The organism is Streptomyces sp. NPDC020875 (genome assembly GCF_040641415.1).
Classification (GTDB): Bacteria; Actinomycetota; Actinomycetes; order Streptomycetales; family Streptomycetaceae; genus Streptomyces.
On the sequence record NZ_JBFADP010000012.1, the window covers coordinates 120124 to 146996 of the forward strand.

Sequence of the window (26873 nt, forward strand, 5' to 3'; positions counted from 1 at the left end):
CGTACCGGAATCTCACCTTCGAGGGTCGTGCCCCCGTCCCCGCTCCGGCGAGGATGGGGGCATGATCGCATCGGGGCACGACGAAAGCGGTACAGGCGGCGGTACGAACAGCGGTACGGGCGAGGGGCGGACGGCGGGGGAGCCGGCGCCGGACCGGGTGAGGACTCCGGACCGGGACGGCGAACTGGCCACCGCGATCCGGCTGCGCGACGGCGGCGACCCGGCGGAGCGGGAGCGGGCCCGGCTGCTGCTGGTGGAGCTGGCCGGGCGGCTGCCCGATGACGCCGAGGTGGCGTACCACACGGCCTGGGCGCACGACGTCCTCGAACGCGAGGCGGAGGCGGTGCCCTACTACGAACGCGCCCTCGCCCTCGGCGGCGCCCCGGGCCCCGGCGGCTCCGGTTCCGGTTCCGGGCTCGGGGAGGCCGACCGGGCGGAGGCGTATCTCGGTCTCGGCAGTACCTATCGGGTACTGGGCCGGTACGCGGAAGCCGAGCGGACCCTGCGCGCCGGGGTCGCCGCCTTCCCCGGCCACGGCGGGCTGCGGGCCTTTCTCGGCCTGGCGCTCTACAACACCGGCCGCCACCGGGAGTCCGTCCGGCTGCTGCTCGAACTGCTCGCCAGGACCAGCGACGATCCGTCCGTCCGCGGCTACGAGCGGGCCCTCGCCTTCTACGCGGCGGACCCCGACCACACCCTTCCGCCGGTGGATCCCGCCTGACCCTTCGCCGACGCCCGGACGATCTTCGCGGGGGGTGGCGGGATTCACCGCGTGACCCGGCAACAGCCCACGATCGGGCGGGACTCCGGGGGAGAATGAGACGACGGACGGCCCACGGGGTGCTGAGGGGCCGTTCTTCCCGTGGAGGTGAGTGAGTATGTCCCCGACCGCAGACGACTCCGGGCCGACGGCCCCCGGCGGTACCCGGATCGCCGAGTTCGAGGCGGACACCCGGGCCCACCGGCGGCTGTACTGGATCACGGAACCCGCCGAACTGGCCGCGACGGTACGGGAGCACACCGAGTCGGGCCGGGCGCTGCTCGCCGGAGCCGCGACCGCGGCCGGAACCGGGGCCGGGGCCGGAACCGGGGCCGGGGCCGTACGGCTCGCACTCGCCGAGAGTCTGCTGCTCATGGGCCGGGTCGAACTCCTCGGCCTGCACGACCCCGCCACCGCCCGCGACAGCCTCGACCGGGCCCGGGAGGCCGCGGCCGCCGCCGGTGACCCGCTGCTGGAGGCCGCGGCCCTGGCCCACTCGGCGCTGCTCGCCCCGGACCGGGCCGTCGGCGGCGCCGACACCGAGGGCGGCGGGGAGGCCGCGGCGGCGCTCACCGGCGCCCGCGCCCTGCTGACCGCCGCCGGGACCCGGGCCGCCGGGGTGCTCGACTGGCTGGACGCCGTCGAGGCCGAACGCGCCGTCCGCGACGGGGAGTACGCTCGCGCGCTCCGCCTGGTCGGCCGGGTCGCCGAGGCCCGGGGCCGGGGCGAGGCGAACCCCGTGCCCGACTGGCTCGACTGGTGCACCACGGCCCGGATCGGCATGCTCAAGGGCCGGGTCCAGCTCGCGGCGGGCCTGGTGTCGCAGGCCCGCCGTACCCTGCTCTACGCGATGGGCGGCGTCGCCGCCGACGACCACGGCCAGCGGGCCCTGTTCTACGCGGGCCTGGCCGCCGTCGAGTCGGCCGACGGCCAGGCGTACGAATCCTGCGGCTACGCCTGCCGGGCCATGGAGCACATCGAGGCGGGCGGCGATGTGATGGGCGTCCGCGGCAGCCTGGCGCAGTATCTCCACGACTCCTGCGTGGAGGACCTCTACGAGAGCCTCGCGCTCTCCCCGGCCGAGCCCGCGACCCCGTCCGACATCACCGGCGTCCGGGGCTCCGGCGACAAGACCGCGTAGGGACCGGCCAGAGACCGAGAACGACGGAACGGACGGGTGAGTCGATTGCCGGAGACGGCACGGGGGAAGCGGCGGGGGCGCGCGGCGTACGCGCCGTCCGCGACGGGGGTACGGCGCCACGGCGCGGGCGCGGGAGGCGCCCGGTGAGCCCGCCGGTCCGGCGGCGCAATGTCGCCCCGCCCCGCGAAGCGGTGCTCGCCGCCGCCATGGCCACCATCGCCGAACGCGGCCTGGACGCGTTGACCATGGCCGGACTCGGCCGTGAGGTCGGAATGAGCAGCGGCCATCTCCTCTACTACTTCGGCACCAAGGACGAGTTGCTGCTGCGGATGCTGGAGTGGAGCGAGGGCAGGCTCGGCGCCGAACGGGCCGCGCTGCTCGCCCGGCCGGCCCCCGCCGCCGAACGGCTCACCGGCTATGTCGGCCTCTACGTCCCCGACGGGCCGCGCGACCCCCGGTGGACCCTCCGGCTGGAGGTCTGGAACCGCTCGGCGGGGATGGGCGAGGAGGCCGGGGCCCGGCAGGCGGCGGTCGAGAGCGCCTGGCACCGGGATCTGGTCGCCCTGCTCGCCGAGGGGATCTCGTACGGCGAGTTCCGCCCGGTCGACCCCGACCGGTTCGCCGTCCGGCTGCGGGCCCTGCTCGACGGGCTCAGCGTCCATGTGGCGGTGGGTCTGCCCGGTACGGGCCGCGAACGCACCCTCGTACACATTGGCGAATTTCTGGCCGAGACGCTGCCCGCCACCGAACCCCCGGATCCCCCGGACGGGCGGTAAGTCACCACCGGCCGGGCCGTTTTACCGGCCTGGCCGGGCCGGGAACGCAACGTACGCAAGTACTCCCGATCGTTGCCGGTGCAACCCTTGTCGGCCGGGACGGCGCTCCGGCACGGTTCCGGCCATGGGACGAGAGCACTGGAAGAAGATCTGGGTCGGCTCCGCGGGCAATATGGTCGAGTGGTTCGACTGGTTCGTCTACGCCAGCTTCGCCACCTACTTCGCGGGCGCGTTCTTCCCCGAGGGAAACGACACCGCCAAGCTGATGAACACTGCGGGCATCTTCGCCGTCGGCTTCTTCATGCGCCCCGTCGGCGGCTGGCTGCTCGGCCGGGTCGGCGACCGTAAGGGGCGCAAGGCGGCCCTCACCCTCACCGTCACGCTGATGTCCGCGTCCGCCCTGCTGATCGCCGTCGCCCCCACCTACTCGGTGGCCGGATACGGCGGCGCCGCGGTGCTGCTGATCGCCCGGCTGCTCCAGGGGCTCTCGGTCGGCGGGGAGTACGCGGCCAGCGCCACCTATCTCACCGAGGCGTCCGCACCCCGCCACCGGGGCTTCGCCTCCAGCTTCCAGTACGTCTCCATGACCGTCGGCCAGATCCTCGGCCTGGGACTCCAGATCGTCCTCCAGCGCACCATGTCCGACGAGGCGCTGCACAGCTGGGGGTGGCGGATCCCGTTCATCATCGGCGCCCTCGGCGCGGCCGTCGTCTTCTATCTGCGGCGGAACATGCTGGAGACCGAGGTGTACGAGGAACTGGCCGAGGACGGCCCGGACGGTGTCCCGGCCGCCGAGAAGGGCACCATCCGGGCGCTGCTCGCCCACAAGCGGGAGGCGTTCCTGGTGATCGCCCTGACCATGGGCGGGACCGTGGCGTACTACACGTACACCACCTATCTGACGAAGTACCTCTCCAACTCGGCGGGCCTGCCCAAGGAGACCGCGACCCTGGTCTCCTTCTGCGCGCTGATCGTCTTCGCCGCGCTCCAGCCGCTGGCGGGCGCCCTCTCCGACCGGGTCGGCCGCCGTCCGCTGCTGATCACCTTCGCCCTCGGCTCCACGTTCCTGACCGTGCCGATCATGACGCTGCTGAGCCGCGCGGGCTCCTTCTGGCCCGCCTTCGGCCTCTCCCTGCTGGCCCTGGTGGTGATCACCGGCTACACCTCGATCAACGCCTGTGTGAAGGCCGAACTCTTCCCGACCGGGGTCCGGGCCCTGGGCGTCGCCCTGCCGTACGCCATCGCCAACGCCCTCTTCGGCGGCACGGCGGAGTACGTCGCCCTCTGGTTCAAGCGGTCCGGCGCCGAGTCCGGCTTCTACTGGTACGTGGCGGGCTGTGCGGCGGTCTCGCTGATCGTCTATCTCACGATGCGGGAAACCCGGGACATCGACCTGAAGACCGTCGGCACCGGTCGCGCCGCCCCCGCCCCCGAACCCGCCGTCGGCGGCGAGAGCGACGCCGACCCGGTCCCCGCCCGCTGACACCCGGCACCACCTCGGGGGTTTCGTATCGTGAGACCCCCGGGACCGGTCCGGGCGGTTTGTGGCAGGATGCGGACGTGCCCGTTCTCGCCATGATTATCGGCTGCAGGCGCGCCGGTCCGCAGTGACGGCAGGTTGTCCGACGATCCCGTACGACACCGTCACCGTGTCCCAGACCCGCGCGCAGACCTCTCGCATCCGCGAGGGGTTTTTTCGTTCTCAGGAGACCAGAAGTCTCCCCCGACTCCGGCCCCACCCCGGCCGAGGCCGACGGGCGCGAGAGGATAGGGACAAGTGGATTCAGCCATTCCGGGAGCCACTGATCCGACAGGAGCAACACCAGCCATGACGACGAAGCCCACCACGGACGACAGCTTCCACGTCTTCGACACCACCCTCCGCGACGGAGCCCAGCGCGAGGGCATCAATCTCACCGTCGCGGACAAGCTGACCATCGCCCGGCATCTGGACGACTTCGGGGTGGGGTTCATCGAGGGCGGCTGGCCCGGCGCCAACCCCCGGGACACCGAGTTCTTCGCCCGCGCCCAGCAGGAGATCGAATTCAAGAACGCCCAGCTGGTGGCGTTCGGCGCGACCTGCCGGGCCGGTACGGCCGCCGCCGACGACCCCCAGGTCCAGGCGCTGCTGGCCTCCGGCGCTCCCGTGATCACCCTGGTCGCCAAGGCCCACGACCGCCATGTCGAGCTGGCCCTGCGCACCACCCTCGACGAGAACCTGCGAATGGTCCGCGACACCGTCGCCCACCTCCGCGAACAGGGCCGCCGGGTCTTCGTCGACTGCGAGCACTTCTTCGACGGCTACCGGGCCAACCCCGCCTACGCCAAATCCGTCGTCCGGGCCGCCGCCGAGGCGGGCGCCGACGTCGTCGTCCTCTGCGACACCAACGGCGGCATGCTCCCCGCCCAGATCCAGGCCGTCGTCGCCACCGTCGCCGCCGACACCGGCGCCCGGCTCGGGATCCACGCCCAGGACGACACCGGGTGCGCCGTCGCCAACACCCTGGCCGCCGTCGACGCGGGCGCCACCCACGTCCAGTGCACCGCCAACGGCTACGGCGAGCGGGTCGGCAACGCCAACCTCTTCCCCGTCGTCGCGGCCCTGGAGATCAAATACGGCAAGCGGGTACTGCCCGAGGGCGCACTCGCCGAGATGACCCGGATCTCGCACGCCATCGCCGAGGTCGTCAACCTCACCCCCTCCACCCACCAGCCCTATGTCGGCGTCTCCGCCTTCGCCCACAAGGCCGGACTGCACGCCTCCGCGATCAAGGTCGACCCCGACCTCTACCAGCACATCGACCCCGAGCGGGTCGGCAACACCATGCGGATGCTCGTCTCCGACATGGCCGGACGGGCCTCCGTCGAACTCAAGGGCAAAGAACTCGGCATCGACCTCGGCGGCGACCGCGAACTCGTCGGCCGGGTCGTCGAACGCGTCAAGGAACGCGAACTCCAGGGCTACACCTACGAGGCCGCCGACGCGTCGTTCGAACTGCTGCTGCGGGCCGAGGCGGAGGGGCGGGCGCCCAAGTACTTCCGCACCGAGTCCTGGCGGGCCATCACCGAGGACCGCCCCGACGGCACCCACGCCAACGAGGCCACCGTCAAGCTCTGGGCCAAGGGCGAGCGGATCGTCGCCACGGCCGAGGGCAACGGGCCGGTCAACGCGCTCGACCGGGCGATGCGGGTAGGTCTCGAACGGATCTACCCCCAGCTCGCCAAGTTCGAGCTCGTCGACTACAAGGTCCGCATCCTCGAAGGCCGGCACGGCACCGAGTCCACCACCCGGGTCCTCATCACCACCGGCGACGGCACGGGCGAATGGTCGACGGTGGGGGTCGCGGACAATGTGATCGCGGCGTCGTGGCAGGCACTGGAGGACGCGTACACCTACGGGCTGCTCCGCGCGGGCGTCACCCCGGCGGAGTAGCCTCCGGCCCGGTTCCGCCACACCTCGGCCCTCCCGGGCGCCGTCCCCTGATCCGGGCCGCACCGCGCCCGGCGGCTTGATGGTGTTCGCGGTCCGCGCCACCGTCGTGGTTGTTCGCGCAGTTCCGCCCCCTATGCCTTCGGCAATGGGGGGACCCCCAGCGCCTCGGCCCTCCGGGTGAGGCCCACAACCCCGGGTCTCGCCCAGCAGCCTGATGTTGTCGGCGGCCTGCGGACCGCCTGTGGCCGGTCGCGCAGTTCCCCGCGCCCCTAAATGCTCTCCCGAGCGCCGCCCCTGAAAAGTGCCGCCTCCCTGCGAGGCGCTGAGAAGGGCAACCAGGGGCTCGGGGAACTGCGAGACAAGCCACCCACGGTCCGCAGGCCGCGAACGGGAATCAGTGGCCGGGCGGGACCCGGGAGGGGCGAGGCCAGGGCCCGTGCCTTGGTGGGGCGGGGTCGGGGAGAGCGGTTAGGGGCTCGGGGAACTGCGAGACAAGCCACCCACGGTCCGCAGGCCGCGAACGGGAATCAGCGGCTGGGCGCGGCCCGCGAGCTCCGAGGCCAGGGGCATGGCCTCGGGGCTCGCGTGGCGGGGCCGGCCCGGAGGGCGTTAGCGTCGAAGGATGAGGAACCGCGTCGTGCGTGGCGTCCTCGCCCTGCTGGCGGGGATGCTGTTCTTGCTGGCACCCCTGTCCACCGGCGTCGCCGCCGCTCCCGCGGACGTGGGGGCCGCGTTGCGGCAGGGGCCGGTCTATGTGGACCCCCGGGCCCGCGCGGAGCTGTCCGCGCGGGACGCGGACGCCCTCGCGGACCGGATCAGGGACGCGGACAAGCCGTTGTTCGTCGCCGTCCTGCCCGAGACCCCGGATTACGATCCGGGGACCGTCCTGGCGGCGGTACGGGCCGAGACGGGGATCACCGGGCTGTACGCGATCCGCCTCGGCGCCGGGTTCGACGCGGGTGCGGACGCCGCCGTCCTGGCGCCCCGCGCCGTACGGAACGCGGTCGACGCGGTACGGACCCCGGGTGCCGCGGACGCCGGGACCCCCGGCTCCGCCGCGGCGGAGCTGAACGCCTTCGCCGATCTCGTGCTGCCCCAGATGCGCGGCAGCGCCCCCGGCTCCTGGTCGGGCGGCGGCGCGGGCAGTATGAACACGGTGCCCCTGATCGTCGTCGGCGCGCTGCTGGTGGCGGGCGGCGCCGGTGGCTATGCGGTGCTGCGCCGCAATCGGCGCCGCAAGCGGGCCGAGGAACGGGCGGCGCTGGACCGGCTGCGGGTGGTCGTGGACGAGGACATCACGGCCTTCGGCGAGGAGCTGGACCGGCTGGACTTCCATCCGGCGGAGCCCGGCGCCGACGATGCCGCGCGGGCCGACTACGAACGCGCGCTCGACGCCTACGAACGGGCGAAGGGCCTGATGGCGGCGGCGGCCCGGCCCGGTGATGTCACCGCGGTGACCAGGACCCTGGAGGACGGCCGGTTCTCCCTCGCGCTGCTCGACGCCCGGCGGGCGGGCCGCCCGCTGCCGGAGCGCAGACCGCCGTGCTTCTTCGATCCCCGGCACGGCCCGTCGGTCGCCGACGCGGAGTGGGCTCCGGAGGGCCGGGGCGTGCCGCGCCCGGTGCCGGTGTGCGCGGCGGACGCCGCCCGGCTGGCGGACGGCGTCCCGCCGATGGCGCGTACGGTCGCCACGGAGGACGGGGAGCGCCGTCCGTACTGGCAGGCGGGGCCCGCCTACGGTCCCTGGGCCGGTGGATATTTCGCGGGCGGTATTCTTCCCGGGCTCCTCGCGGGGACCTTGCTCGGTGGGATGCTGGCTACACCGGCATATGCCGATACATATGGTGGCGGAGAATTCTCGGGCGGTGACTACTCGGGTACCGACTTCGACCCCGGTGACTTCGGCGGGGACGGCGGAAGTGGTGGTGGTTTCGGTGGTGGCGATGGTTTCGGCGGTGGCGGTGGCGGTGATTTCGGCGGGGGCTTCTGATCCCGCCCGCCGCCGTGGGCCGGCCCCGGGCAGCCGCTGGAACACCGGGCGCGGCGGGGACGCGGGGGTTCCCGCGTGGTGTCGGCGCACCCCCGGTACCGCCCCCTGCGGAGGGTTCGGGGTGCGGTCGCCGGGTATCGATTGAAGTCGGCCATTGTCCGGGAACCCCGCGTGCGGCAGGAAGAACCGGGGATACGTTCCCCAATTGTTCACAGGCAATTAATCTGGCGGCTCGACGCTATCAGGGGGGCTGTTTTCCGTGTTTATCGGGTTTGCTGCTTTTGGTCCCGTTCTTTCGGTCGGCCCGATGGCCGGGACGGCGGGGATTTTCCCGGTTCCCGGAGGACTCTCCCCGTCCGGTGGCGCGGTCCATCCCACGGCCTTCGGGCATCGGCACGAACAGAGGCGCACCCGATGAGAGTCCTCGGCCCCGTCCCCTTCGAGCGCGTGCTGACGACCTTCGTCCGCGACAATCCCTATGTCCCCGACGAGGCGTACAACACCAATGACGACGCGGAGGAGAACCTCTGTCATGCCCAGCTCAGTCTGGGGCGGTGGTATCACGTTCTGCTGGACCGCTCGGACGTGCTGGGGATCGTACTGCCGTGGCATATGGGGGAGTACGGCGAGTTCGAACTGATCCCGCCCGCCGGGGCGACGGTCGACGAGGCGGTCGCCCGGCTGTGCGAGCTGGGCTCCGACTATCTCACCGGGAATCCGGTGTGCGCGGCCAAGCTGGACCATCACGCCGAGGGTGCGACGAGTCCGCTCTATCTGTCGACCCGGGCCATCCCGGGGGCGGACTACGAGCGGCTGGCGGTCCGTGAGGGCCTGGTCCACCTGGACGGGCTGCACCGGGTGCTGGCCTGGGTGCGGGCGGGGCGGCTGGACGGGGACGCGCTGGTGGAGGCGTATGTGGCGATGGACGCGGTGATGGACGTACCCGGGGAGTGGGACGGGGAACCCACCGTCGCCACCGCCACCGCCACCGCCACCGCCGCCGAGGCCGGGGCGGCGGGGGAGCCGTCCCTGGTGCGGGCGGGTACCGGCGGGGCGGGCTCGGAGCGCCGGGACCGGTCGCCCCGCGACTGAGCGGCGGAGGTACGGGCCCCGAGTGGCCGCTCCCGGACGCCGGGGCCGGTGACGGCGCGGCGGGCACGGGCGCGGGCGCGGGGGTACGCCCGACGGCCCGGCGGCACGCCCGTACCGGTATCGGGTACGGATGCCTTCCGGGCCGTCGTGAGGGGCCGGGCGCCGGGCGGACCGGCGCGCGGGCGGGCGTCAGCCCTTCTTGATCGCGGAGATGTCGAGGGTGAGCTTCACCTTGTCGCTGACCATCACGCCGCCGGTCTCCAGGGCCGCGTTCCAGGTCAGGCCCCACTCGGAGCGCAGGATCGTGGCGCTGCCCTCGAAGCCGACGCGCTCGTTGCCGTAGACGTCGGTGGCGGTGCCGTTGAACTCCAGGTCGATGGTGAGCGGACGGGTCACGTCCTTGATCGTCAGATCGCCGGTGACCCGGTAGTCGTCGCCGCCGGTCGCCTCGGCGCCGGTGGAGCGGAAGGTCATCAGGGGGAACTTCTCCACCTCGAAGAAGTCGCCGCTGCGCAGATGGTTGTCGCGGTCCGCGATGCCGGTGTCGATGCTGGCGATCCGGACGTCGATGGCGGCGCTGGACTCGGCCGGGTCGGCGCCGTTGAGGACCAGGGTGCCCTCGAAGTCGTCGAAGCCGCCGCGGACGTTGGTGACCATGGCGTGGCGGACGGTGAAGCCGATCCGGCTGTGCGCCGGGTCGATGGCGTACTCGCCGGTCAGCGCCGCGAGGGCGGGGTCCACGGGGGTGGCTTCGGTGGCGGACGCGTCGTTCTTGCGATTGAAGAGGCCCATGACGAACTCCTGGAGGGGGACGGGGGTGGTTGTTCAAGCTTCAACGATTCTTACTGTAGAGGCATTCCGTTGAATATTCAACATCTATCGGGGATGGCGGTGCCCGTGCGGCTTCCCGCGCGGCGCCCCTCGGCGGGCGCGAGCCGCGACCGGGCCCGGCGCCGGGCCCGGGGCGGCACCCCGGGGCGGCCGTCACGGCCGTTTCCCAGTATCCGCGCCGCGACCGTTGTCGGCCCGGCGACGCGGTGGTAGACCCACAGGGGCACCTCCCGTCGCACCCCGCCCAGGAGGCCCCGTGACACCGCCGCACCCGACACCGCCGCGTCCGTCCGGCCCGCCTTCCTGGACCCGGCGGGGCTTCACCGCCGCCTGCGCCGGTCTGCTGCCCCTCGCCGGAGCCGGAGCGGTCCGGGCCGCCGAGACCGGACCCGGCCCGCGACCCGGGCCCGTCGGCCGACCCGGCCACGAGCCGCGTGAGCCCGGTGAGCCGTACGAACCGCTCCGGCGACGCTGGGCCGAGATCGCCCTCGGTACCGGCTACGACCCCACCGCCGAGCCGTACGCCTCCCGGCTGGCCGAAATCGATCGGCTCGCCGCCGCCCAGCTGGCCGCCATGGCGCCCGCCCCCGGCTCCCTCTGGCCCGATCTGCCCCTGCTCGCCCCCGCCCCGCCCGCCGCGATCACCCGCAGCTACGCCCGGCTGTGGACCATGGCCAGGGCCCATATCTACCGAGGCGGTACGGACCCCGGACTCCTCGCCGGTGTCCTGCGCGGCCTCGACCACCTCTCCGACCTCGTCTACCACCCCGGCACCACCCCCCGGGGCAACTGGTGGGAGTGGCGGATCGGCAGCCCCCGGCTCCTGATGGACCTCGCCGCCACCCTCCACGACCAGCTCGGCCCCGACCGCACGGCCGCCGCCTGCGCCGCCGTGGACCACTTCGTCCCCGACACCCTGCTGCGCGACTACTCCGGTGTCTCCACCGGGGCCAACCGGGTGGACCTCTGCCGCTCGGTCGCCCTCCGGGGCGTCGTCGGCCGCTCCGCCGCCAAGCTCGCGCTCGCCCGAGACGCGCTCTCCCCGGTCTTCCCGTACGTCACCGAGGGCGACGGCCTCTACGCCGACGGATCGTTCGTCCAGCACACCCGGGTCGCCTACACCGGCACCTACGGACAGGTCCTCCTCGACGGTCTTGCCCGGCTGCTCGCCCTGCTCGACGGCTCCCCCTGGCAGGTCACCGACCCGGCCCGGCGCAATATCGCCGAGAGCGTCGAACGGGCCTTCGCCCCGCTGATCCACAACGGGCTGATCATGGACAGCGTCAGCGGCCGGGCCGTCAGCCGGGGACTGCTGAAGGACGACGACCGCCGGATCCGGCGCGGCGACCACTACCACGGCCATGCCGTGATCGCCGCGATCGCCCTGCTGGCCCGGTCCGCCGGGGCCGCCGAGCGCGACCGCTGGTACGCCCTGATCAAGGGCTGGGCCGCCCGGGACGCCACCGACTCGCCGCTGACCGACCCCCAGCACTCCGTCGCCGACCTCGCCCGGCTCGCGGCCGTCGCCGCCGCCCCCGTCCCGGCCGCGCCGACACGGGCGGGCCACACCCTCTTCGCCGCCATGGACCGGGCCGTACACCGCCGCCCCGGCTGGACCGTGAACATCGCCATGGCCTCCGAGCGGACCGCGTACTACGAATGCGGCAACGGCGAGCATCCGCGCGGCTGGCACACCGGCGCCGGAATGGTCCTCTGGTGGCCCGAACACACCCTCGGCGACCAGTACACCGACTGGTTCTGGCCCACCGCCGACCCCTACCGGCTGCCCGGCACCACCGTCTCCACCAAACGGCTGGCCGACAACGAGGGCGGCGAATGGGGCGAGCCCCGGCCCGCCGTCCGCTGGGTCGGCGGCGTCACCGACGGCGAGTACGCCGCCGTCGGCCAGCATCTGCGCGGCCTCGGCTCCACCCTGACCGCCCGCAAGTCCTGGTTCTGCGCCGACGACGCCGTCGTCTGCCTCGGCGCGGGTATCGGCTGCGCCGACGGGGTCCCCGTCGAGACCGTGATCGACCACCGCAATCTCGGCGAGAGCGGCCGGGCCCGGTTCCGGTACGGGGCCCGCTGGGCCCATCTGGAGGGCCACGGCGGCTGGGTTCTGCCCGGCGGTACGCACCGGCTCCGCACCCGGCTGGAGGACCGGACCGGCGCCTGGGCCGATATCAACACCGGCGGTACCGCCGAACGGGCCACCCGCCGCTACCGGACCCTCTGGCTGGACCACGGCACCGACCCCGTCGCCGCCTCCTACGTCTATCTGCTGATGCCCGGGGCGAGCGCCGCCGAGACCGCCGCCAGGGCCGCCGACCCCGGCCGGACGGTCGTCCTCGCCAACGACGCCGGACGCCAGGCCGTGACCCTGCCCGCGATCGGGCTGACCGCCGCGAACTTCTGGCGGGCCGGGACCGCGGGCCCGCTCACCGCCACCGGCCCGGTCAGCGCCCTGGTCCGGCGCCGGGGCCGGACCGCCGAGCTGTGCCTCGCCGACCCCGAGCGCACCGGCCGCCCCGTCGACGTGACCTGGCGGCACCCCGTACGCCGGGTCGACGGCCACGACCCCGGAATCACCGTCCTCGCCACCGGCGGGGCCATTCGGCTGCGGCTGAACGGGGGGACCGCCGGTGCCGGACATCGCTGCCGGGTGGCCCTGGGCTGAATTTCTTGTGGGCCCTCCACAAACAACACCGGCCCGGGACTGGTGGATGAACCGCTACGACAAGCGCTTCTGTGCGAGCCTCACAGGAGAAACGGCCGGAGACTGTACGGAGTCAACGGCAGAGTTTTCTTGTAGGTGTCCGTAGGGTCGGTACATGACCGTTGTCGACGAGACCACCGGCGAGCCGGCCGACGCCCGAGGGCGCGTTGCCGAACTGCACGATCTGCGGGAGCGGGCCGTGCGCGGTCCCAGCGACCGCGCGACCGAGGCACAGCACGCCAAGGGCAAGCTGACCGCGCGCGAGCGGATCGCGCTGCTGCTGGACGAGGGCTCCTTCCACGAGGTGGAGCAGTTGCGTCGGCACCGGGCCACCGGCTTCGGCCTGGAGGCGAAGAAGCCGTACACGGACGGTGTGGTCACCGGCTGGGGCACGGTCGAGGGCCGGACGGTCTTCGTCTACGCCCATGACTTCCGGATCTTCGGCGGGGCGCTGGGCGAGGCCCACGCCACCAAGATCCACAAGATTATGGACATGGCCATCTCGGCGGGCGCCCCGCTGGTCTCCCTGAACGACGGCGCCGGGGCCCGGATCCAGGAGGGCGTCTCCGCCCTCGCCGGATACGGCGGCATCTTCCAGCGGAACACCAAGGCGTCCGGGGTCATCCCGCAGATCTCCGTGATGCTCGGCCCCTGCGCGGGCGGCGCGGCCTACAGCCCCGCCCTCACCGACTTCGTCTTCATGGTCCGCGAGACCTCCCAGATGTTCATCACCGGGCCCGACGTCGTCAAGGCCGTCACCGGTGAGGAGATCACCCAGAACGGCCTCGGCGGCGCCGATGTGCACGCGGAGACCTCGGGCGTGGCGCACTTCGCCTACGACGACGAGGAGACCTGCATCGCCGAGGTCCGCTACCTCCTCTCGATGCTCCCGCAGAACAACCGGGAGAACCCGCCTCAGGTGGCCTCGTCCGACCCGGCCGACCGGCGCTCCGACGTCCTGCTCGACCTGGTGCCCGCCGACGGCAACCGCCCGTACGACATGCACAAGGTCATCGAGGAACTCGTCGACGAGGGCGACTACCTGGAGATCCACGAGCGCTGGGCCCGCAACATCATCTGCGCCCTGGGCCGGCTCGACGGCCAGGTGGTCGGTGTGGTCGCCAACCAGCCGCAGTCCCTGGCCGGAGTCCTCGATATCGAGGCATCCGAAAAAGCTGCACGTTTCGTCCAGATGTGCGACGCTTTCAATATTCCGATCATCACCCTGCTGGACGTCCCCGGGTTCCTCCCGGGCGTCGACCAGGAGCACGGTGGGATCATCCGGCACGGCGCCAAGCTGCTCTACGCGTACTGCAACGCGACCGTGCCCCGGATCTCGCTGATCCTGCGCAAGGCGTACGGCGGCGCCTACATCGTGATGGACTCCCAGTCCATCGGAGCCGACCTCACCTACGCGTGGCCGACCAACGAGATCGCCGTGATGGGCGCCGAAGGCGCCGCCAATGTGATCTTCCGCCGCCAGATCGCCGACGCGGAGGATCCCGAGACCATGCGGGTCCGGATGGTCAAGGAGTACAAGTCCGAGCTGATGCACCCCTACTACGCGGCCGAGCGGGGCCTGGTCGACGATGTGATCGACCCCGCCGAGACCCGTGAGGTGCTGATCGCCTCCCTCGCGATGCTCCGGACGAAGCACGCCGACCTGCCGTCCCGGAAGCACGGCAACCCGCCGCAGTAGGCGCCGCCCGTGCCGCCCCGCCCGCCCGACGACCACCGCGTACCACGAGAACACGGAGCCCGAAGACGATGACTGCCCCGGCCACCGATCCCTCCCTGCTGCGCGTCGAGAAGGGCCACTGCGAGCCCGAGGAGCTGGCCGCGATCACCGCGGTCCTGCTCGCCCGCGCGGCCTCCGCGCCCGCCCCCGCCGCCGACACCCGGACCACCGCGCCCTGGCGCCGGCTGGAGCGGCAGCGGGCCTTCCAGGTCTCGCACAGCTGGCAGGGCTGACCACCCGCGACATCCGCACACCGCGCCCCGGCCCCGGAACCCCCGGACCGGGGCGCCGGCGCGTCCGCGGCCGGTGCGCCCGGAGCCGTACTCCGGGACCCCCCGAACGGGTGAGGCCCGTACCCCCTTCCCGAAGGGGGTACGGGCCTCACGCGAAAGCCGGGGCCTCTTACCGCAGCCGGGCCATGAGGGCGTGTTCGACGAGGGTGATGAGGGCGCTTTTGGCGTCGGCGCGGTGGCGGGCGTCGGTGGTGATGATGGGGGTGTCGGGGCCGATCTGGAGGGCTTCGCGGACTTCTTCGGGGGTGTAGGGCTGGTGTCCGTCGAAGCCGTTGAGGGCGATGACGAAGGGGAGGCCGCTGTTTTCGAAGTAGTCGACTGCGGGGAAGCAGTCGGCGAGGCGTCGGGTGTCGACGAGGACGACGGCTCCGATGGCTCCTCGGACGAGGTCGTCCCACATGAACCAGAAGCGGTCCTGTCCGGGGGTGCCGAAGAGGTAGAGGATGAGGTCCTGGTCGAGGGTGATGCGGCCGAAGTCCATGGCGACGGTGGTGGTGGTTTTGTCGCCGGTGTGGGTGAGGTCGTCGATGCCGGCGGATGCGCTGGTCATGACGGCTTCGGTACGCAGCGGGTTGATCTCCGAGACGGCGCCGACGAACGTGGTCTTGCCCACGCCGAAACCGCCCGCCACCACGATCTTCGCGCTGGTGGTTGAGCGAGGCGCGCCGCCGCTAGAGCTTGCGAAGTCCACTGAGCACCCTTTCGAGCAGTGTCACGTCTGGCTGACCGCCGGCGGTCTCGTCGCCGCCGGGCTGGTGAATGGCGACGAGTCCGGCCTCGGCCAGGTCGGCGACGAGGATCCGGGCAACGCCGAGGGGAATGGAGAGCAGGGCCGAGATCTCCGCGACCGACTTGATCTCGAAACACAACCGGCAGATCCGCTGGTGCTCGGGCAACTGGCCCTGGAGCCTGGCGGGATCGGCGGTGGTGCTGACCAGCGCCTCGATGGCGAGCTGGTAGCGCGGCCGGGTCCGGCCGCCGGTCATGGCGTACGGCCGCACCAGCGGACTGGGCGTACGCGCGCCGGAAGGCTCGGTACGGCGCCGGCCCGAGCCGTCGTTCGGACGGCGCTGGTACGGCCGGGGTTGCCCGGGATGATGGGCGGGTTGGGGCGTCACCGGGTCGGGTCCGGGCTGACCGTGGCCGCCGGGCTGACCGGGACCGCCGGACTGACCCGGAACGCCCGGACCGTATCGGGGATCGTACGAAGAGTCGTACGGCTGCTGGTACTGCTGGTACTGCGGTGGCTGCGGAACGGACCAGGAGGGCGAGCCCTCCGATCTGCCCGGCGCCGCGGGAAAGGGGTAGCCGTGGTGCGAGTGACCGCCCTGGGGCCGTTGCGTACCGCCCTCTTCGGGGCGTCCGCCCGGGGGTGTTGCCACGTTTCCTCCTCCTGCTGCGCGTAGCGGTTCGTGACCCTGTGGAGCCGCCGCCACCGCACCCTAGTGGTGCGGTGGCGTAAGGGGCTTCGACCGCCGGTTAGTTGAGAAGACTGCCCTGCAGCTCCGCTCGGAGATCGGGGGTGAGCACACTGCCCGCCCGGTCCACCAGAAGGGCCATCTCATAGCCCACCAGGCCGATATCGGCCTCCGGGTGGGCCAGCACGGCCAGGGACGAGCCGTCGGAGATCGACATGATGAAGAGGAAACCCCGCTCCATCTCGACCACCGTCTGATTGACGGCGCCGCCCTCGAAGATCCGGGACGCGCCCGCGGTCAACGAGGTCAGCCCGGAGGCGACCGCCGCCAACTGGTCGGCCCGGTCCCGGGGGAAGCCGTCGGACATCGCCAGCAGGAGTCCGTCGGCGGAGACCACCACGGTGTGGGACACCCCGGGGGTGTTGTCCACGAAGTTGGTGATCAACCAGTTCAGATTCTGCGCCGCCTGGCTCATCGGGCTCACACTAACGCTCCTGGTTGTAGGTACTGCCCGGGCCACCGTCATGATCGTAAGTGGCCGGTCCGTTCGTGTCGGGTCCCGCGCTGCGCCCCCGCTGGACACCGCGGCGCAGATTGCTCAGCCTGCCACGAACGTCCTCCGGGGCGCGCGAGATCTGCGGAAGCCCGTCCTGCGGCGTCTGCTCCGCGGTGCCCTCGATGAGGTTGGCCTTGGGCACCCGCCGGGGGAGGCCGGACGAGGTGACCCCGCCCGCCTTCGGCTCCCGCAGCTTCCCGGCCCGCTGCCAGCGTTCGTCGTTGGCCGAACGCCAGTCCTCGGCCTCACCTGCGACGGCCTCGTTGCCGCCGTCGGCGTACGCCTCGGGCTGAGCGCCCAGCGGCGCTTGCGGAACCTGATCCCCGGCCGGCTGCCACACATCGGTCCCGGGCCGGTCCTGCTCGGGCCGCGCCCGTACGGGGCCACGGCGGGGCAGACCGGCTTCGGTCATGTCATGACCGCTGTTCGGAGATGGTCCCGGACGGTCGAAGCCTACGCGTTCCGTGCCCGGTGCGGGGATGCTCTGGCCGGATTCCGATTCTCCGCGGTATTCCTGCTCGTATCCGCCGGGGAAACCGTTCTGTTCCGGCCAGCTCTCCTGGTGGGGAGGGGCCGTCCAGCCGGTGTCGTACGGCTGTTCGGCTGTCGAGGGATCCGAGAAGCCGGGTTCCGGATAGCCCCCGGCCTGGAGCTGCTGCGGCTGCTGGGGCAGCTGATATCCGGGGTCCGCCGCGTGGGCCGGCTCCGCCGCGAGCGCGGCCGGGTCGACACCCTCCTGGTAGACCGGCATCGGCTGGGTCCCGGGACCGGCGGAGGCGTCGTACGCCCCGTCCTGGTAGCCCGAGTACGGCTGCTGCCCCTGCTCCTGCCCGTAGCCGGGTCCGGCCGCCGGGTGCTGCTGCGCGCCGTAACCGTCGTGCCCGTAGCCGCCGTCGGCGGCCGGGCCGGGCTCGGGGCGCTGCTCGTACGGCTGTTCCGGGTAGCCCGCCGGGCCGCCGGGCTGACGCCCGCTCCGGCCCTCCAGGGCCGCCCGGCGTCCGCCGCGGGCCAGGGACCGGCCCACCGGGTCGAGCCCGGTCGGGGCGCCGGACTGAGGCTGGTCGTAGCGGGAGTCGTCGAAGCCGAGTTCGGCGGCGGTCCGGACCGGGGCGCCCTGGTAGGACTCCTGGGCCGGGATGATGCCCGAGACGGTGAAGTCGGGGGCCGGGGCGGCCTCGCCGCCGCCACCGCCGTGGGTGATCGCGTCCGGCAGCATCACCAGGGACGTGGTGCCCGCCTGCTCGCCCGAGGGGCGGAGCTGGACCCGGATACCGTGCCGGCCGGCCAGCCGCCCGACCACGAAGAGGCCCATCCGCCGGGAGACCGAGGCGTCCACCGTCGGCGGGTTCGCCAGTTTGTGGTTGATGTCCGCGAAGTCCTCCGCGGTCAGCCCGATGCCCTTGTCGTGGATCTCGATCATCACCCGGCTGTCGGGCAGCCGGGTGGCGGTGACCCGCACCTTGGTCTGCGGCGAGGAGAACAGGGTGGCGTTCTCCAGCAGCTCGGCGAGCAGATGGACGAGGTCGGTCACGGACCGGCCGTGGATCTCGGTCTCGGGGACGCCGGACAGCTCGATCCGCTCGTACGACTCCACCTCGGACGAGGCCGCCCGCAGCACGTCGACCAGCGGGACCGGCTGGTCCCAGCGGCGGCCGGGCTCCTCGCCCGCGAGGATCAGCAGGTTCTCGCCGTTGCGGCGCATCCGGGTGGCCAGGTGGTCCAGCCGGAAGAGGTTCTCCAGCTGGTCCGGGTCGGCCTCCTTCTCCTCCAGCTCGGTGATCAGGGTCAGCTGGCCCTCGATCAGCGACTGGTTGCGCCGGGAGAGGTTGGTGAAGATCGCGTTGACATTGCCCCGCAGCATGGCCTGTTCGGCGGCGAGCCGGACGGCCTCGCGGTGGATCTGGTCGAAGGCCCGGGCGACCTCGCCGATCTCGTCGCGGCTGTCGATCGGGATCGGCTCGACCCGGGTGTCCACCCGGCCCGGCTCGGTCCGGGACAGCTGGTCGACCAGGTGCGGCAGCCGCTGTTCGGCGATGGCGAGGGCGGCGGCCCGCAGCTCCCGCATCGAGCGGCTCATCTGCCGGGCCACGGTTCCGGCCAGGAAGAACGCGAGCAGCAGCGCGATCACCACGATCGCGGCATTGACGATCGCGTCCCGGCGGGCGTCGGCGGAGATCGAGGAAGCCTCGGCGACCGCGCGGGCGACCAGCTCCTTCTCCATGGCCAGATAGGCCTCGAACCTGGTGGTCGACACGACCATCCAGGACTCCGGGGTGATGTCGGACTTCTCGAGGGTGTCGGGGGTGGCGCCGGAGCCGATCCGCTGGGCCATCCCGGTGAAGGGGGAGTCGTCGGGTCCGGCCGGGAGGTCGAGACCGTACTGCTGGAGCTGCTTGCGGCCGTCCTCGTCGGCCTTGGCCATCGTGGCCTTCAGCCGGTCGGCGTCGGCCTGTGTGCCGCCCGAGACGAACTCGTTGATCGCGATCTGTTCCAGATAGCTGTACGAGTTGAAGGCGGTGATCTGCCGGTCGCGGACCGACTCGCGGTCGCTGGGGCGGACCAGCAGATGAATGCCGATGGACCGCTGGAGGGACTCCGCGGCCTTGGCGAGCTGGAGCGCGTAGACGCTCCGGCCGTAGCTGGTGATGTTGCCGGTGCCCAGCCCCAGCTCGTTGCCGAACTGCATCAGCGAGTGCTGGATCTCGACATAGCCCTGCTCGGTGCCGACCGGGTCGAGGGAGGTGGTGTACGCGGCCCGGCGCAGCTCCTGGAGCTTGGGCTCCTCGCGCTTGAACAGCGCCAGCCGGCGCTCCAGGCCCTCCCCGTCGGGCATGTTCCGGGTCGCGCGGTCGAACGCGGCCTTGGCGGCGTCGGTGGTGGCGTACGCCCGCTTCACGCCCTCGGACTGGCGGTCCGCCGGGGTGGTGGCCTTGAGCAGCGGTTCGGCGGTGAGGTCGCGCTCGGTGAGCAGGGCGGCGCCGTAGTCGGCGGCGGCCCGGACGATCTCGGCCGTACGTTCCGCGTCCCGGGCCTCGTCCCAGGTCTTGATGGACCCGTTGACCTGGAAGCCGCCCATGAACAGCCCGACCAGTACGGGCAGCAGCAGGATGGCGTTGAGCCGGGTGGGTACGGACCAGTTCCGCGGGGAGAAGCGGCGACTGCCGCCGCTCGGCGGGGCGGGCGCCGGAGCCTCGGCGGCGGGTGGCCCGGGTTCGTCGACGGGCAACGCCGCCGCACGCGACGGCGGGGTGAAATTGCCCCGCGCCTGTTGCTCCGCGGAGCCTGTGCTGCTTCGCCTCACTCGACCAACAACCTCTCGGCACCGGCACCTGTGGTGTGCCGTGTTTCGTTCTGAGCCGTACTACTCGGAAGGTTGTCGAATTTCAGCATGCGCACCGGGTCCGTTCCAAACAGTTGGAATCAGCCATTCCGTCTCGCCGGTACGAGCGATAAAACGGGCATAAAGAGCGAGCCCCTTCAAAAGGCAGCCGATCCATGAGCGCAGGGACACCGGATGGCTCCGTCCGGTGTCCGAAGTGCTGCAATTCCATGTCGAAATGTTATGAACATGCGTGCGGACCGTGTCAAAGGACACAGTCCGCACCTGATTGGCTACGGCAACTACCGTATCGCGTCGTCTACTTGAGCCGGGCCATGAGGGCGTGTTCGACGAGGGTGATGAGGGCGCTTTTGGCGTCGGCGCGGTGGCGGGCGTCGGTGGTGATGATGGGGGTGTCGGGGCCGATCTGGAGGGCTTCGCGGACTTCTTCGGGGGTGTAGGGCTGGTGTCCGTCGAAGCCGTTGAGGGCGATGACGAAGGGGAGGCCGCTGTTTTCGAAGTAGTCGACTGCGGGGAAGCAGTCGGCGAGGCGTCGGGTGTCGACGAGGACGACGGCTCCGATGGCTCCTCGGACGAGGTCGTCCCACATGAACCAGAAGCGGTCCTGTCCGGGGGTGCCGAAGAGGTAGAGGATGAGGTCCTGGTCGAGGGTGATGCGGCCGAAGTCCATGGCGACGGTGGTGGTGGTTTTGTCGCCGGTGTGGGTGAGGTCGTCGATGCCGGCGGATGCGCTGGTCATGACGGCTTCGGTACGCAGCGGGTTGATCTCCGAGACGGCGCCGACGAACGTGGTCTTGCCCACGCCGAAACCGCCCGCCACCACGATCTTCGCGCTGGTGGTCGATCTCGGTGCGGACGCGCCGCTAGAGCTTGCGAAGTCCACTGAGCACCCTTTCGAGGAGCGTCACGTCGGGCGTGCCACTCGCGTCACCGTTGCCGGGCTGGTGGATCGCCACCATCCCGGCCTCCGCCAGGTCCGCCACCAGGATCCGCGCGACGCCCAGCGGCATCGACAGCAGCGCGGAGACCTCGGCGACGGACTTCACCTCACGGCACAGATGGCAGATCCGCTGGTGCTCGGGGAGCAGTCCGCCGAGCATCGCCGGATCCGCGGTGGTGCTGACCAGCGCCTCGATGGCGAGCTGGTAGCGCGGCCGGGTCCGGCCGCCCGTCATGGCGTACGGGCGGACCAGTGGCTGGTCGCCCTCCACTCCGTAGTCGGTTTGGACACCGTACGGATCGTGTGAGGCGGGTGGCGGGGTCATGGAGTCCTCCGGGCGGGACAGCAAGTTGGTGGGCGAGCCGTCGGTGCGGCCGGTGGGGGGTGGAGCGACCGAGGTGAGGGTTTGACGGCGGCGCGATGGCGCGTGGCTGTACGGACCTGCGGGCCGTAGCGGATCAGTGCAAGAGGCTTCCCTGGAGCTCGGCGCGGAGATCCGGGGTGAGGACATTGCCCGCCCGGTCGACCAGCAGGGCCATTTCATAGCCCACCAGGCCGATATCGCACTCGGGGTGTGCCAGTACCGCCAGCGACGAACCGTCGGAGATGGACATCAGGAAAAGGAATCCCCGTTCCATCTCGACGACCGTCTGACTGACGGTGCCGCCCTCGAAGATGCGGGAAGCACCCGCGGTCAACGAGGTCAGTCCCGAGGCGACCGCGGCCAGCTGATCGGCACGGTCACGCGGAAAACCTTCGGACATGGCCAGCAGAAGACCGTCGGCGGAGACCACCACCGTGTGGGACACCCCCGGGGTGTTGTCCACGAAATTGGTGATCAACCAGTTCAGATTCTGCGCCGCCTGGCTCATCGGGCTCAACTAACGCTCCTGCTGGTGTGTGGGGCCGAGGTGGATGCTGCCGGTCGACGAGCCGTTCTGCTCGCGCCCCTGCTGGATGCCGCGCCGGAGGTTGGTGAGCCGGCCGCGGACGTCGTCCGGTGCCCGCGAGACGGAGGGTCCGCCCTGCGTGCCGTTCTGCTGTGCGGTACCCGCGACCAGATTGGCGCGCGGGACCCGCCGGGGCAGACCGGACGTGGTGACACCACCGGCCGCGGGCTTCCTGACCCGCTCGGCCTGGCGCCCCAGTTCGTCGTTGGGAGAGGTACGCCACGCGGCGCCCGCCCCGTCACCCGGCGCGGCCTGCGGCTCCGGCCGCCTCGGCGCCTGGGCGGGTGCGGACGTCGGGGCGGAGTACTCGCCGGTACCGCCGGGACCGACCCGGTCGTAATCGGACCGTCCGTCGTGACCCTCGGGCCCGGGGCCCGCCCGCTGCCCGGACCGGTCGATCTGCGGGATCGGCTGGGTCTGCTGCGCCTGCTCGGGGGCGTACGCCTCCGCCTGGCGCTGCGCGGGCTGCTGCTGCTCGTCCCGGCCGCCCCGCTCCTGGCCGCGGAACCAGTCGGTCTCCAGCGTGTCGTACAGCGGGGTCCCGCCGTCGCCCGGGGCGGGCGGCAGGGCCTCGTGCCGGGGCTGGGGCGGCAGTTGGTTACGGGCGCCGGGGGCGGCGGTCTCCTGGGACCGCCGCTCGTCGTAGCCGTGCGGCGCGGGCGCGAGGCCCGGCGCGGGCGGCTGCGGCGCGCCGGTCCCGGGACGGGCGAACTGTCCGGCGGACGACTGTCCCGCCGGGTCGCCGAACCGGGGCTCGCGCGCGTCGCCGACATGGCCGCCGTCGCCGCGCGGCGGCGCGAACTGGCCGTGCCCGGCCGGGCCCGAGTGGTCCGGGCCGGCCTGGCGGCCGTGGCCGTCCGGGGCCGGAGTGCCGAACCCCGAGGCCGCGCCGGACGCCGAGGAAGCGGAGTGGTCCGGGGCGGACCGGCGGCCGGATTCGTCCGCCGGGGCGCCGAAGACGTCGGGACGGACGAACTGCCCCGCGGGGGCGTTCGGCGGCCGGTGCTGCCCCGTCGGGGCGTCGAACTCGCGGATCCCGGGGTCCGTACCGCCCTGGTACGACCCTCCGGGCAGCCCGTCGCCGGGCGCGATCCCGTCGGCCGGGCCCTGGGGCCGCTCGGCCGTCGGCACGCCGTACTGCCGGTCCTGCGGACCCGGGACCGTACCGGGGCCCTGGGCCCGGCCCGGGTCCTGGTGGCCGCCGGGCCGCTGGTCGCTGCCCCAGCTGGGGGTCTGCGGGCGGGCGCGGCCCGGGTCGGGCAGCTCGCCGCGGGTACCGGCCGGGCGGCCGTCGGCACCGAGCCGGGGCAGTGCGGCGGTGTCACCGGGACCGGCGCCCCGGCCGTGGTTCTGGTCGGGGCCCTGGGACCGCTGGGCGGGCCGGTTGCCGAAGGCACCGGCGAGCCCGCCGCCCTGGGGACGGCCCGGAGCGCCGTCCCGGGACGGCAGCGCCGCCCGGGAACCGGCCGCACCCGCGCCGACCTGGCCGCGCGGGGCACCCGCGCCGAGCAGACCGCCGCCGGAGGGGGCGCCCTGACCGCCGCCGGGCCGACCACCGTTGCCGCCGTTGCCGCCGGGCGACTGGCCGGGGCCGAGCGGGGCACCGCCCGAGGGCGGGGCCGAAGCGCCGGGCGCACCGGGGGCGCCGGGCTTGCGGCCGCCCTGGGCCACGTCCACGGGCAGCATGACCAGGGCGGTCGTACCGCCGGAGTCGGAGGGCCTGAGCTGGATCCGGATGCCGTGCCGCAGGGAGAGGCGGCCGACCACGAAGAGACCCATCCGGCGGGAGACCGAGACGTCCACGGTGGGCGGCGACGCCAGCCGCTCGTTGATCGCGGCGAGGTCCTCGGGGGAGAGGCCGATACCGGTGTCGTGGATCTCGATCAGCACCCGGCCGTCGGGCAGGGCGTGACCGGTGACCCGGACCTTGGTCTGCGGCGAGGAGAACGAGGTGGCGTTCTCCAGCAGCTCGGCGAGGAGGTGGACGAGGTCGTTGACGACCCGTCCCGCCACATCGGTCGCGGGGACGGCGGCGAGTTCGATCCGCTCGTACTGCTCCACCTCGGAGGCGGCGGCCCGGAGCACGTCGACCAGGGGTACCGGCCGGGTCCACCGGCGACCCGGCTCCTCGCCCGCGAGGACCAGCAGGTTCTCGCCGTTCCGGCGCATACGGGTGGCCAGGTGGTCGAGCTTGAACAGGGACGACAGCTGGTCCGGGTCGGCCTCGCGGGACTCCAGTTCGGAGATGAGCGACAGCTGGCGCTGGATCAGACCCTGGGAGCGGCGCGAGAGGTTGGTGAACATCGCGTTGACGTTGCCCCGCAGCAGGGCCTGTTCGGCGGCGAGCCGGACCGCCTCGCGGTGCACCTCGTCGAAGGCCGCGGCCACCTTGCCGATCTCGTCCCGGGAGTGCACACCGACCGACTCGACCGAGGTGTCGACATCCTCCGGGTCCGCCTCGGAGAGCTGCTTGACCAGCTCGGGCAGGCGTTCCTGGGCGACCTTGGTGGCGGTGTCCTGGAGCCGCCGCAGCGAGCGGATCATGGAGCGGGCCACGATGAAGGCGCCGACCAGGGAGACCCCGAGGACGAAGAAGATCACGACACCGTTGATGACGGCGTCCTGCTGCGACTCGTCGCGCAGCTGCCGGGCCTTCTCCTCCATGTCGTCGAGGAGCGACGACTCGATCCGCTTCATGGCGTCGATCCGGACGCTGTAGGCGTCCGTCCAGTCGAGGTGCGACTGCTTCGGCATGGTCTTGAGGGCGTTGGGGTTGTCCAGCGCCCGGCCCGCGACCTCGTTGACCTTGATGATGTCCGGGTGGCCGCGGTCCAGCGGCTCCATCAGCTCGTTGGCGTCGCCGCCCAGGGACTCGTAGATCTCCTTGAACTGCTTCTCACTGTTCCGGCCGCTCTCCAGGGCGCCCTGGCCGTAGAGCCGGTCGGCCTCGGAGAGGTCGTCGCCCTTCTGCCCGGCGCCGCCGGGCAGCGCCGCCGCGATGACGGCCTGCTGGATGGAGGCGTACTCCTTGGCGGCCGAGAAGGCGGCCAGGGCACGGGTCCGCTTGATCATGTCCTGGTTGTTGGTGGCCTGGGCCATGTCCGAGGACAGTTCGAGCAGGGAGCGGATGATCCGGTGGTACGACTCGATCGTCAGGGCGTTGGAGCCCTCGGTGACGTACGCCTTGCTCCGGTACTCCTTGAGCCGGTTCAGCTGGTTGTAGATCTGGCCCAGGGTGGAGCGGAAGGAGTCGACGGTGTCGTCGCCGTCGACGATGTCGATGCCCTCGGCGGCCTTGACGAACGCGGTCCGCGCCCGGTCGGTCGCCTGGCGGGGCTCGGTGACCTTGAAGTCGCTGGCGTTGCTGTTGTTGGCGAGCGGACCGGCCGTGACATCGCGCTCGTACTGGAGCGCGATGGCGAGCTTGGTCGCCTCCTGGGTCATGTCCGTGAGCAGCTGCATGTGCTCCAGCTGTTCCATCTTGTCCAGGGACTCGTTGATCCGCAGCCCGCCCAGGGTCGTCGCGGCGACGACGGGGAGGGTGAGCAGGGAGATCAGCCGGGTGCTGATGCGCCAGTTGCGCAGAGCGAGCCGGGAGCCGGTGTCCACCACGGGTGCGGCCGGGGCGCCGGAGGAGTCACCGGTGCCGCCGCCGTCGGGCGACGGGCCGGAGCCCTGGGGGCCCTGCGGCCCCTGGGGACCGCCGGAGCCGGGCGCGGCGGACGGGCCGGGCGGCCGTCCGGCCGGGGCGGGGGAGCCGCCGGGGCCGGGCTGGCCGGGCCGTCCGCCGCCCGGGCGGCCGGGGCCGTTGGGCCCCCGGTCGCCGCCGGGTGGTGTCGGGCCCTGTGCCGGGCTCGTGCCGTGCTGGCCGTGCTGGGGCGAGGGGCCGCGGTCGGTCCCGCCGCGCGGCTCCTGTCCTGCCGCGGCTTCCCCACGGCCCTGGGGGGCCTGGGGACGCCCCGTGCCATCCCTCTTGAAACGTCCCTGCACTAGCGTCGCAACCTCTGAACCAGGCGTCCCGCTGACGAAGCGGCGGGACGGTGTCGGCGTCTGGCGAGGCGCGCCGGGCGCGCCTACCGGTGGTGTGAGTACCGGCGCTCTCCCCCTTTCCCGCCGCCGCTCGGCGCTGCGTTGCGCCTGTCGCGCGCCGGACTGTTCCGCGGCGGTGCGTGGAATTCCAGCACAGTGCCGGATCTCCAACAAGGGCCGCGTACTCTGCTGTGACCTGGGTGACGCCATGTGAGCACCGGGTCACCAATCGTCGAGAGACTTACGGTGTGAATCGGACTTTCATGGATGAGTTACCAGGGGGAGGCCCCGGTGTGGGGTGTGCCCAGGTCGTTGCGATCGGCAGCGGAATGGCCGATTCGGGTAGGCAATGTCCGTTTCGCTGGTTGAATTTGACGGTATGTAATGTCCAAAATCGGCCAGATTGGCGGATGTCTGGTGAGGAAACTCACACCAGCCACACATGTCCTCCACGACTTTGCCGGGCCATGGATGTTTAACCTGTCGCGTTAGGCAAGAGCGCCTCTGTTGTAAAGCGCCGCCCCGGCGGGCGGCCCGACGCCGATGGGTCCCGAGACAACTGATGAACCAGCCGAAGACCACGCAGCTGCTGCGCAAGATAGCCAACCCCCGCCGGACGACCCTGGCCCATCTCGGCGACGCCGCCGAACTGCCGGCCCCGGCCCGTCCCGAGCACTCCCTGGCGCTGCCGACGAGCACCGCTAACCCGCGCCGCACCGTGCTGATGGACGCGCCCGTCTCCTGAACCGGAGCCCCGTCGGACGATCCGAGCCCGGGACCCGCGCCCCCCCGCGGGTCCCCGGCTCGGCCGGCTCCGGCCCCCCCGTAGCGCCGGACGGCCAGGAGGGAAGGGGGTGGGGGAGGGGAAGA

20 protein-coding genes are annotated in these 26873 nt (G+C 72.3%); 11 read left to right on the forward strand and 9 right to left on the reverse strand.

What is annotated here, in order from left to right:
• Positions 1-61 precede the first annotated feature (61 nt).
• The 7 genes from AB0G74_RS09530 (at position 62) to AB0G74_RS09560 (ending at position 9192) form a co-directional block, all read left to right on the forward strand.
• On the forward strand, positions 62-721 hold the full coding sequence (locus AB0G74_RS09530) for a tetratricopeptide repeat protein (protein ID WP_361142519.1): 660 nt from the start codon (positions 62-64) through the stop codon (positions 719-721).
• Positions 722-878: 157 nt separating this feature from the next.
• A complete protein-coding gene (locus tag AB0G74_RS09535) occupies positions 879-1901 on the forward strand; it encodes a hypothetical protein (protein WP_361142522.1) in 1023 nt (340 codons plus the stop codon).
• Between the two features lie 143 nt (positions 1902-2044).
• Positions 2045-2677, forward strand: a complete 633-nt coding sequence (locus AB0G74_RS09540; RefSeq protein WP_361142525.1) for a TetR/AcrR family transcriptional regulator — start codon at positions 2045-2047, stop codon at positions 2675-2677.
• Between the two features lie 124 nt (positions 2678-2801).
• Positions 2802-4160, forward strand: a complete 1359-nt coding sequence (locus AB0G74_RS09545; RefSeq protein ID WP_361142528.1) for an MFS transporter — start codon at positions 2802-2804, stop codon at positions 4158-4160.
• Between the two features lie 345 nt (positions 4161-4505).
• Positions 4506-6110 carry a citramalate synthase gene (gene cimA / locus AB0G74_RS09550; RefSeq protein WP_361142531.1) on the forward strand — a complete coding sequence of 535 codons (1605 nt, stop codon included), beginning with the start codon at positions 4506-4508 and terminating at the stop codon, positions 6108-6110.
• A 622-nt stretch (positions 6111-6732) separates the two neighbouring features.
• Complete coding sequence (locus AB0G74_RS09555; protein ID WP_361142533.1) at positions 6733-8100, forward strand: hypothetical protein; 1368 nt, start codon at positions 6733-6735, stop codon at positions 8098-8100.
• 414 nt (positions 8101-8514) lie between these two features.
• Positions 8515-9192, forward strand: coding sequence for a DUF6309 family protein (locus tag AB0G74_RS09560; RefSeq protein WP_361142536.1), 678 nt, complete (start codon positions 8515-8517; stop codon positions 9190-9192).
• 189 nt (positions 9193-9381) lie between these two features.
• Here AB0G74_RS09560 and AB0G74_RS09565 read toward each other — a convergent pair whose 3' ends face one another.
• Positions 9382-9984 carry a YceI family protein gene (locus AB0G74_RS09565; protein WP_361142539.1) on the reverse strand — a complete coding sequence of 201 codons (603 nt, stop codon included), beginning with the start codon at positions 9982-9984 and terminating at the stop codon, positions 9382-9384.
• Positions 9985-10279: 295 nt separating this feature from the next.
• Between AB0G74_RS09565 and AB0G74_RS09570 the strand changes: the two genes are divergently transcribed.
• The 3 genes from AB0G74_RS09570 (at position 10280) to AB0G74_RS09580 (ending at position 14710) form a co-directional block, all read left to right on the forward strand.
• Positions 10280-12700 carry a polysaccharide lyase 8 family protein gene (locus AB0G74_RS09570; protein ID WP_361142542.1) on the forward strand — a complete coding sequence of 807 codons (2421 nt, stop codon included), beginning with the start codon at positions 10280-10282 and terminating at the stop codon, positions 12698-12700.
• Between the two features lie 154 nt (positions 12701-12854).
• Entirely contained in the window at positions 12855-14438 is a 1584-nt protein-coding gene (locus AB0G74_RS09575) for an acyl-CoA carboxylase subunit beta (RefSeq protein WP_361142545.1), read from the forward strand.
• Between the two features lie 68 nt (positions 14439-14506).
• Complete coding sequence (locus tag AB0G74_RS09580) at positions 14507-14710, forward strand: acyl-CoA carboxylase subunit epsilon (RefSeq protein ID WP_361142548.1); 204 nt, start codon at positions 14507-14509, stop codon at positions 14708-14710.
• Between the two features lie 169 nt (positions 14711-14879).
• On the opposite strand, the gene AB0G74_RS09585 is transcribed toward AB0G74_RS09580, so the two are convergent.
• From AB0G74_RS09585 to AB0G74_RS09620, 8 genes are all read right to left on the reverse strand, one after another.
• A complete protein-coding gene (locus AB0G74_RS09585) occupies positions 14880-15461 on the reverse strand; it encodes an ATP/GTP-binding protein (protein WP_130585192.1) in 582 nt (193 codons plus the stop codon).
• Entirely contained in the window at positions 15442-16152 is a 711-nt protein-coding gene (locus AB0G74_RS09590) for a DUF742 domain-containing protein (RefSeq protein WP_361142552.1), read from the reverse strand. The genes AB0G74_RS09585 and AB0G74_RS09590 overlap by 20 nt, the downstream gene beginning before the upstream one ends.
• Positions 16153-16249: 97 nt before the next feature.
• Positions 16250-16663, reverse strand: coding sequence for a roadblock/LC7 domain-containing protein (locus AB0G74_RS09595; protein ID WP_358825178.1), 414 nt, complete (start codon positions 16661-16663; stop codon positions 16250-16252).
• A 10-nt stretch (positions 16664-16673) separates the two neighbouring features.
• On the reverse strand, positions 16674-20045 hold the full coding sequence (locus AB0G74_RS09600; RefSeq protein WP_361142555.1) for a nitrate- and nitrite sensing domain-containing protein: 3372 nt from the start codon (positions 20043-20045) through the stop codon (positions 16674-16676).
• A 337-nt stretch (positions 20046-20382) separates the two neighbouring features.
• A complete protein-coding gene (locus tag AB0G74_RS09605; RefSeq protein ID WP_361142558.1) occupies positions 20383-20967 on the reverse strand; it encodes an ATP/GTP-binding protein in 585 nt (194 codons plus the stop codon).
• Positions 20948-21349 (reverse strand): DUF742 domain-containing protein, encoded by a 402-nt coding sequence (locus AB0G74_RS09610; RefSeq protein WP_361142561.1) that lies wholly within the window; start codon positions 21347-21349, stop codon positions 20948-20950. The genes AB0G74_RS09605 and AB0G74_RS09610 overlap by 20 nt, the downstream gene beginning before the upstream one ends.
• Positions 21350-21482: 133 nt before the next feature.
• Positions 21483-21896: a roadblock/LC7 domain-containing protein gene (locus tag AB0G74_RS09615; RefSeq protein ID WP_358825179.1), complete on the reverse strand. Its 414-nt coding sequence runs from the start codon at positions 21894-21896 to the stop codon at positions 21483-21485.
• Positions 21897-21905: 9 nt separating this feature from the next.
• Positions 21906-25964, reverse strand: a complete 4059-nt coding sequence (locus tag AB0G74_RS09620; RefSeq protein ID WP_361142564.1) for a nitrate- and nitrite sensing domain-containing protein — start codon at positions 25962-25964, stop codon at positions 21906-21908.
• Positions 25965-26565: 601 nt separating this feature from the next.
• Here AB0G74_RS09620 and AB0G74_RS09625 point away from each other — a divergent pair.
• Positions 26566-26748, forward strand: a complete 183-nt coding sequence (locus AB0G74_RS09625) for a hypothetical protein (protein WP_361142567.1) — start codon at positions 26566-26568, stop codon at positions 26746-26748.
• Positions 26749-26873 lie beyond the last annotated feature (125 nt).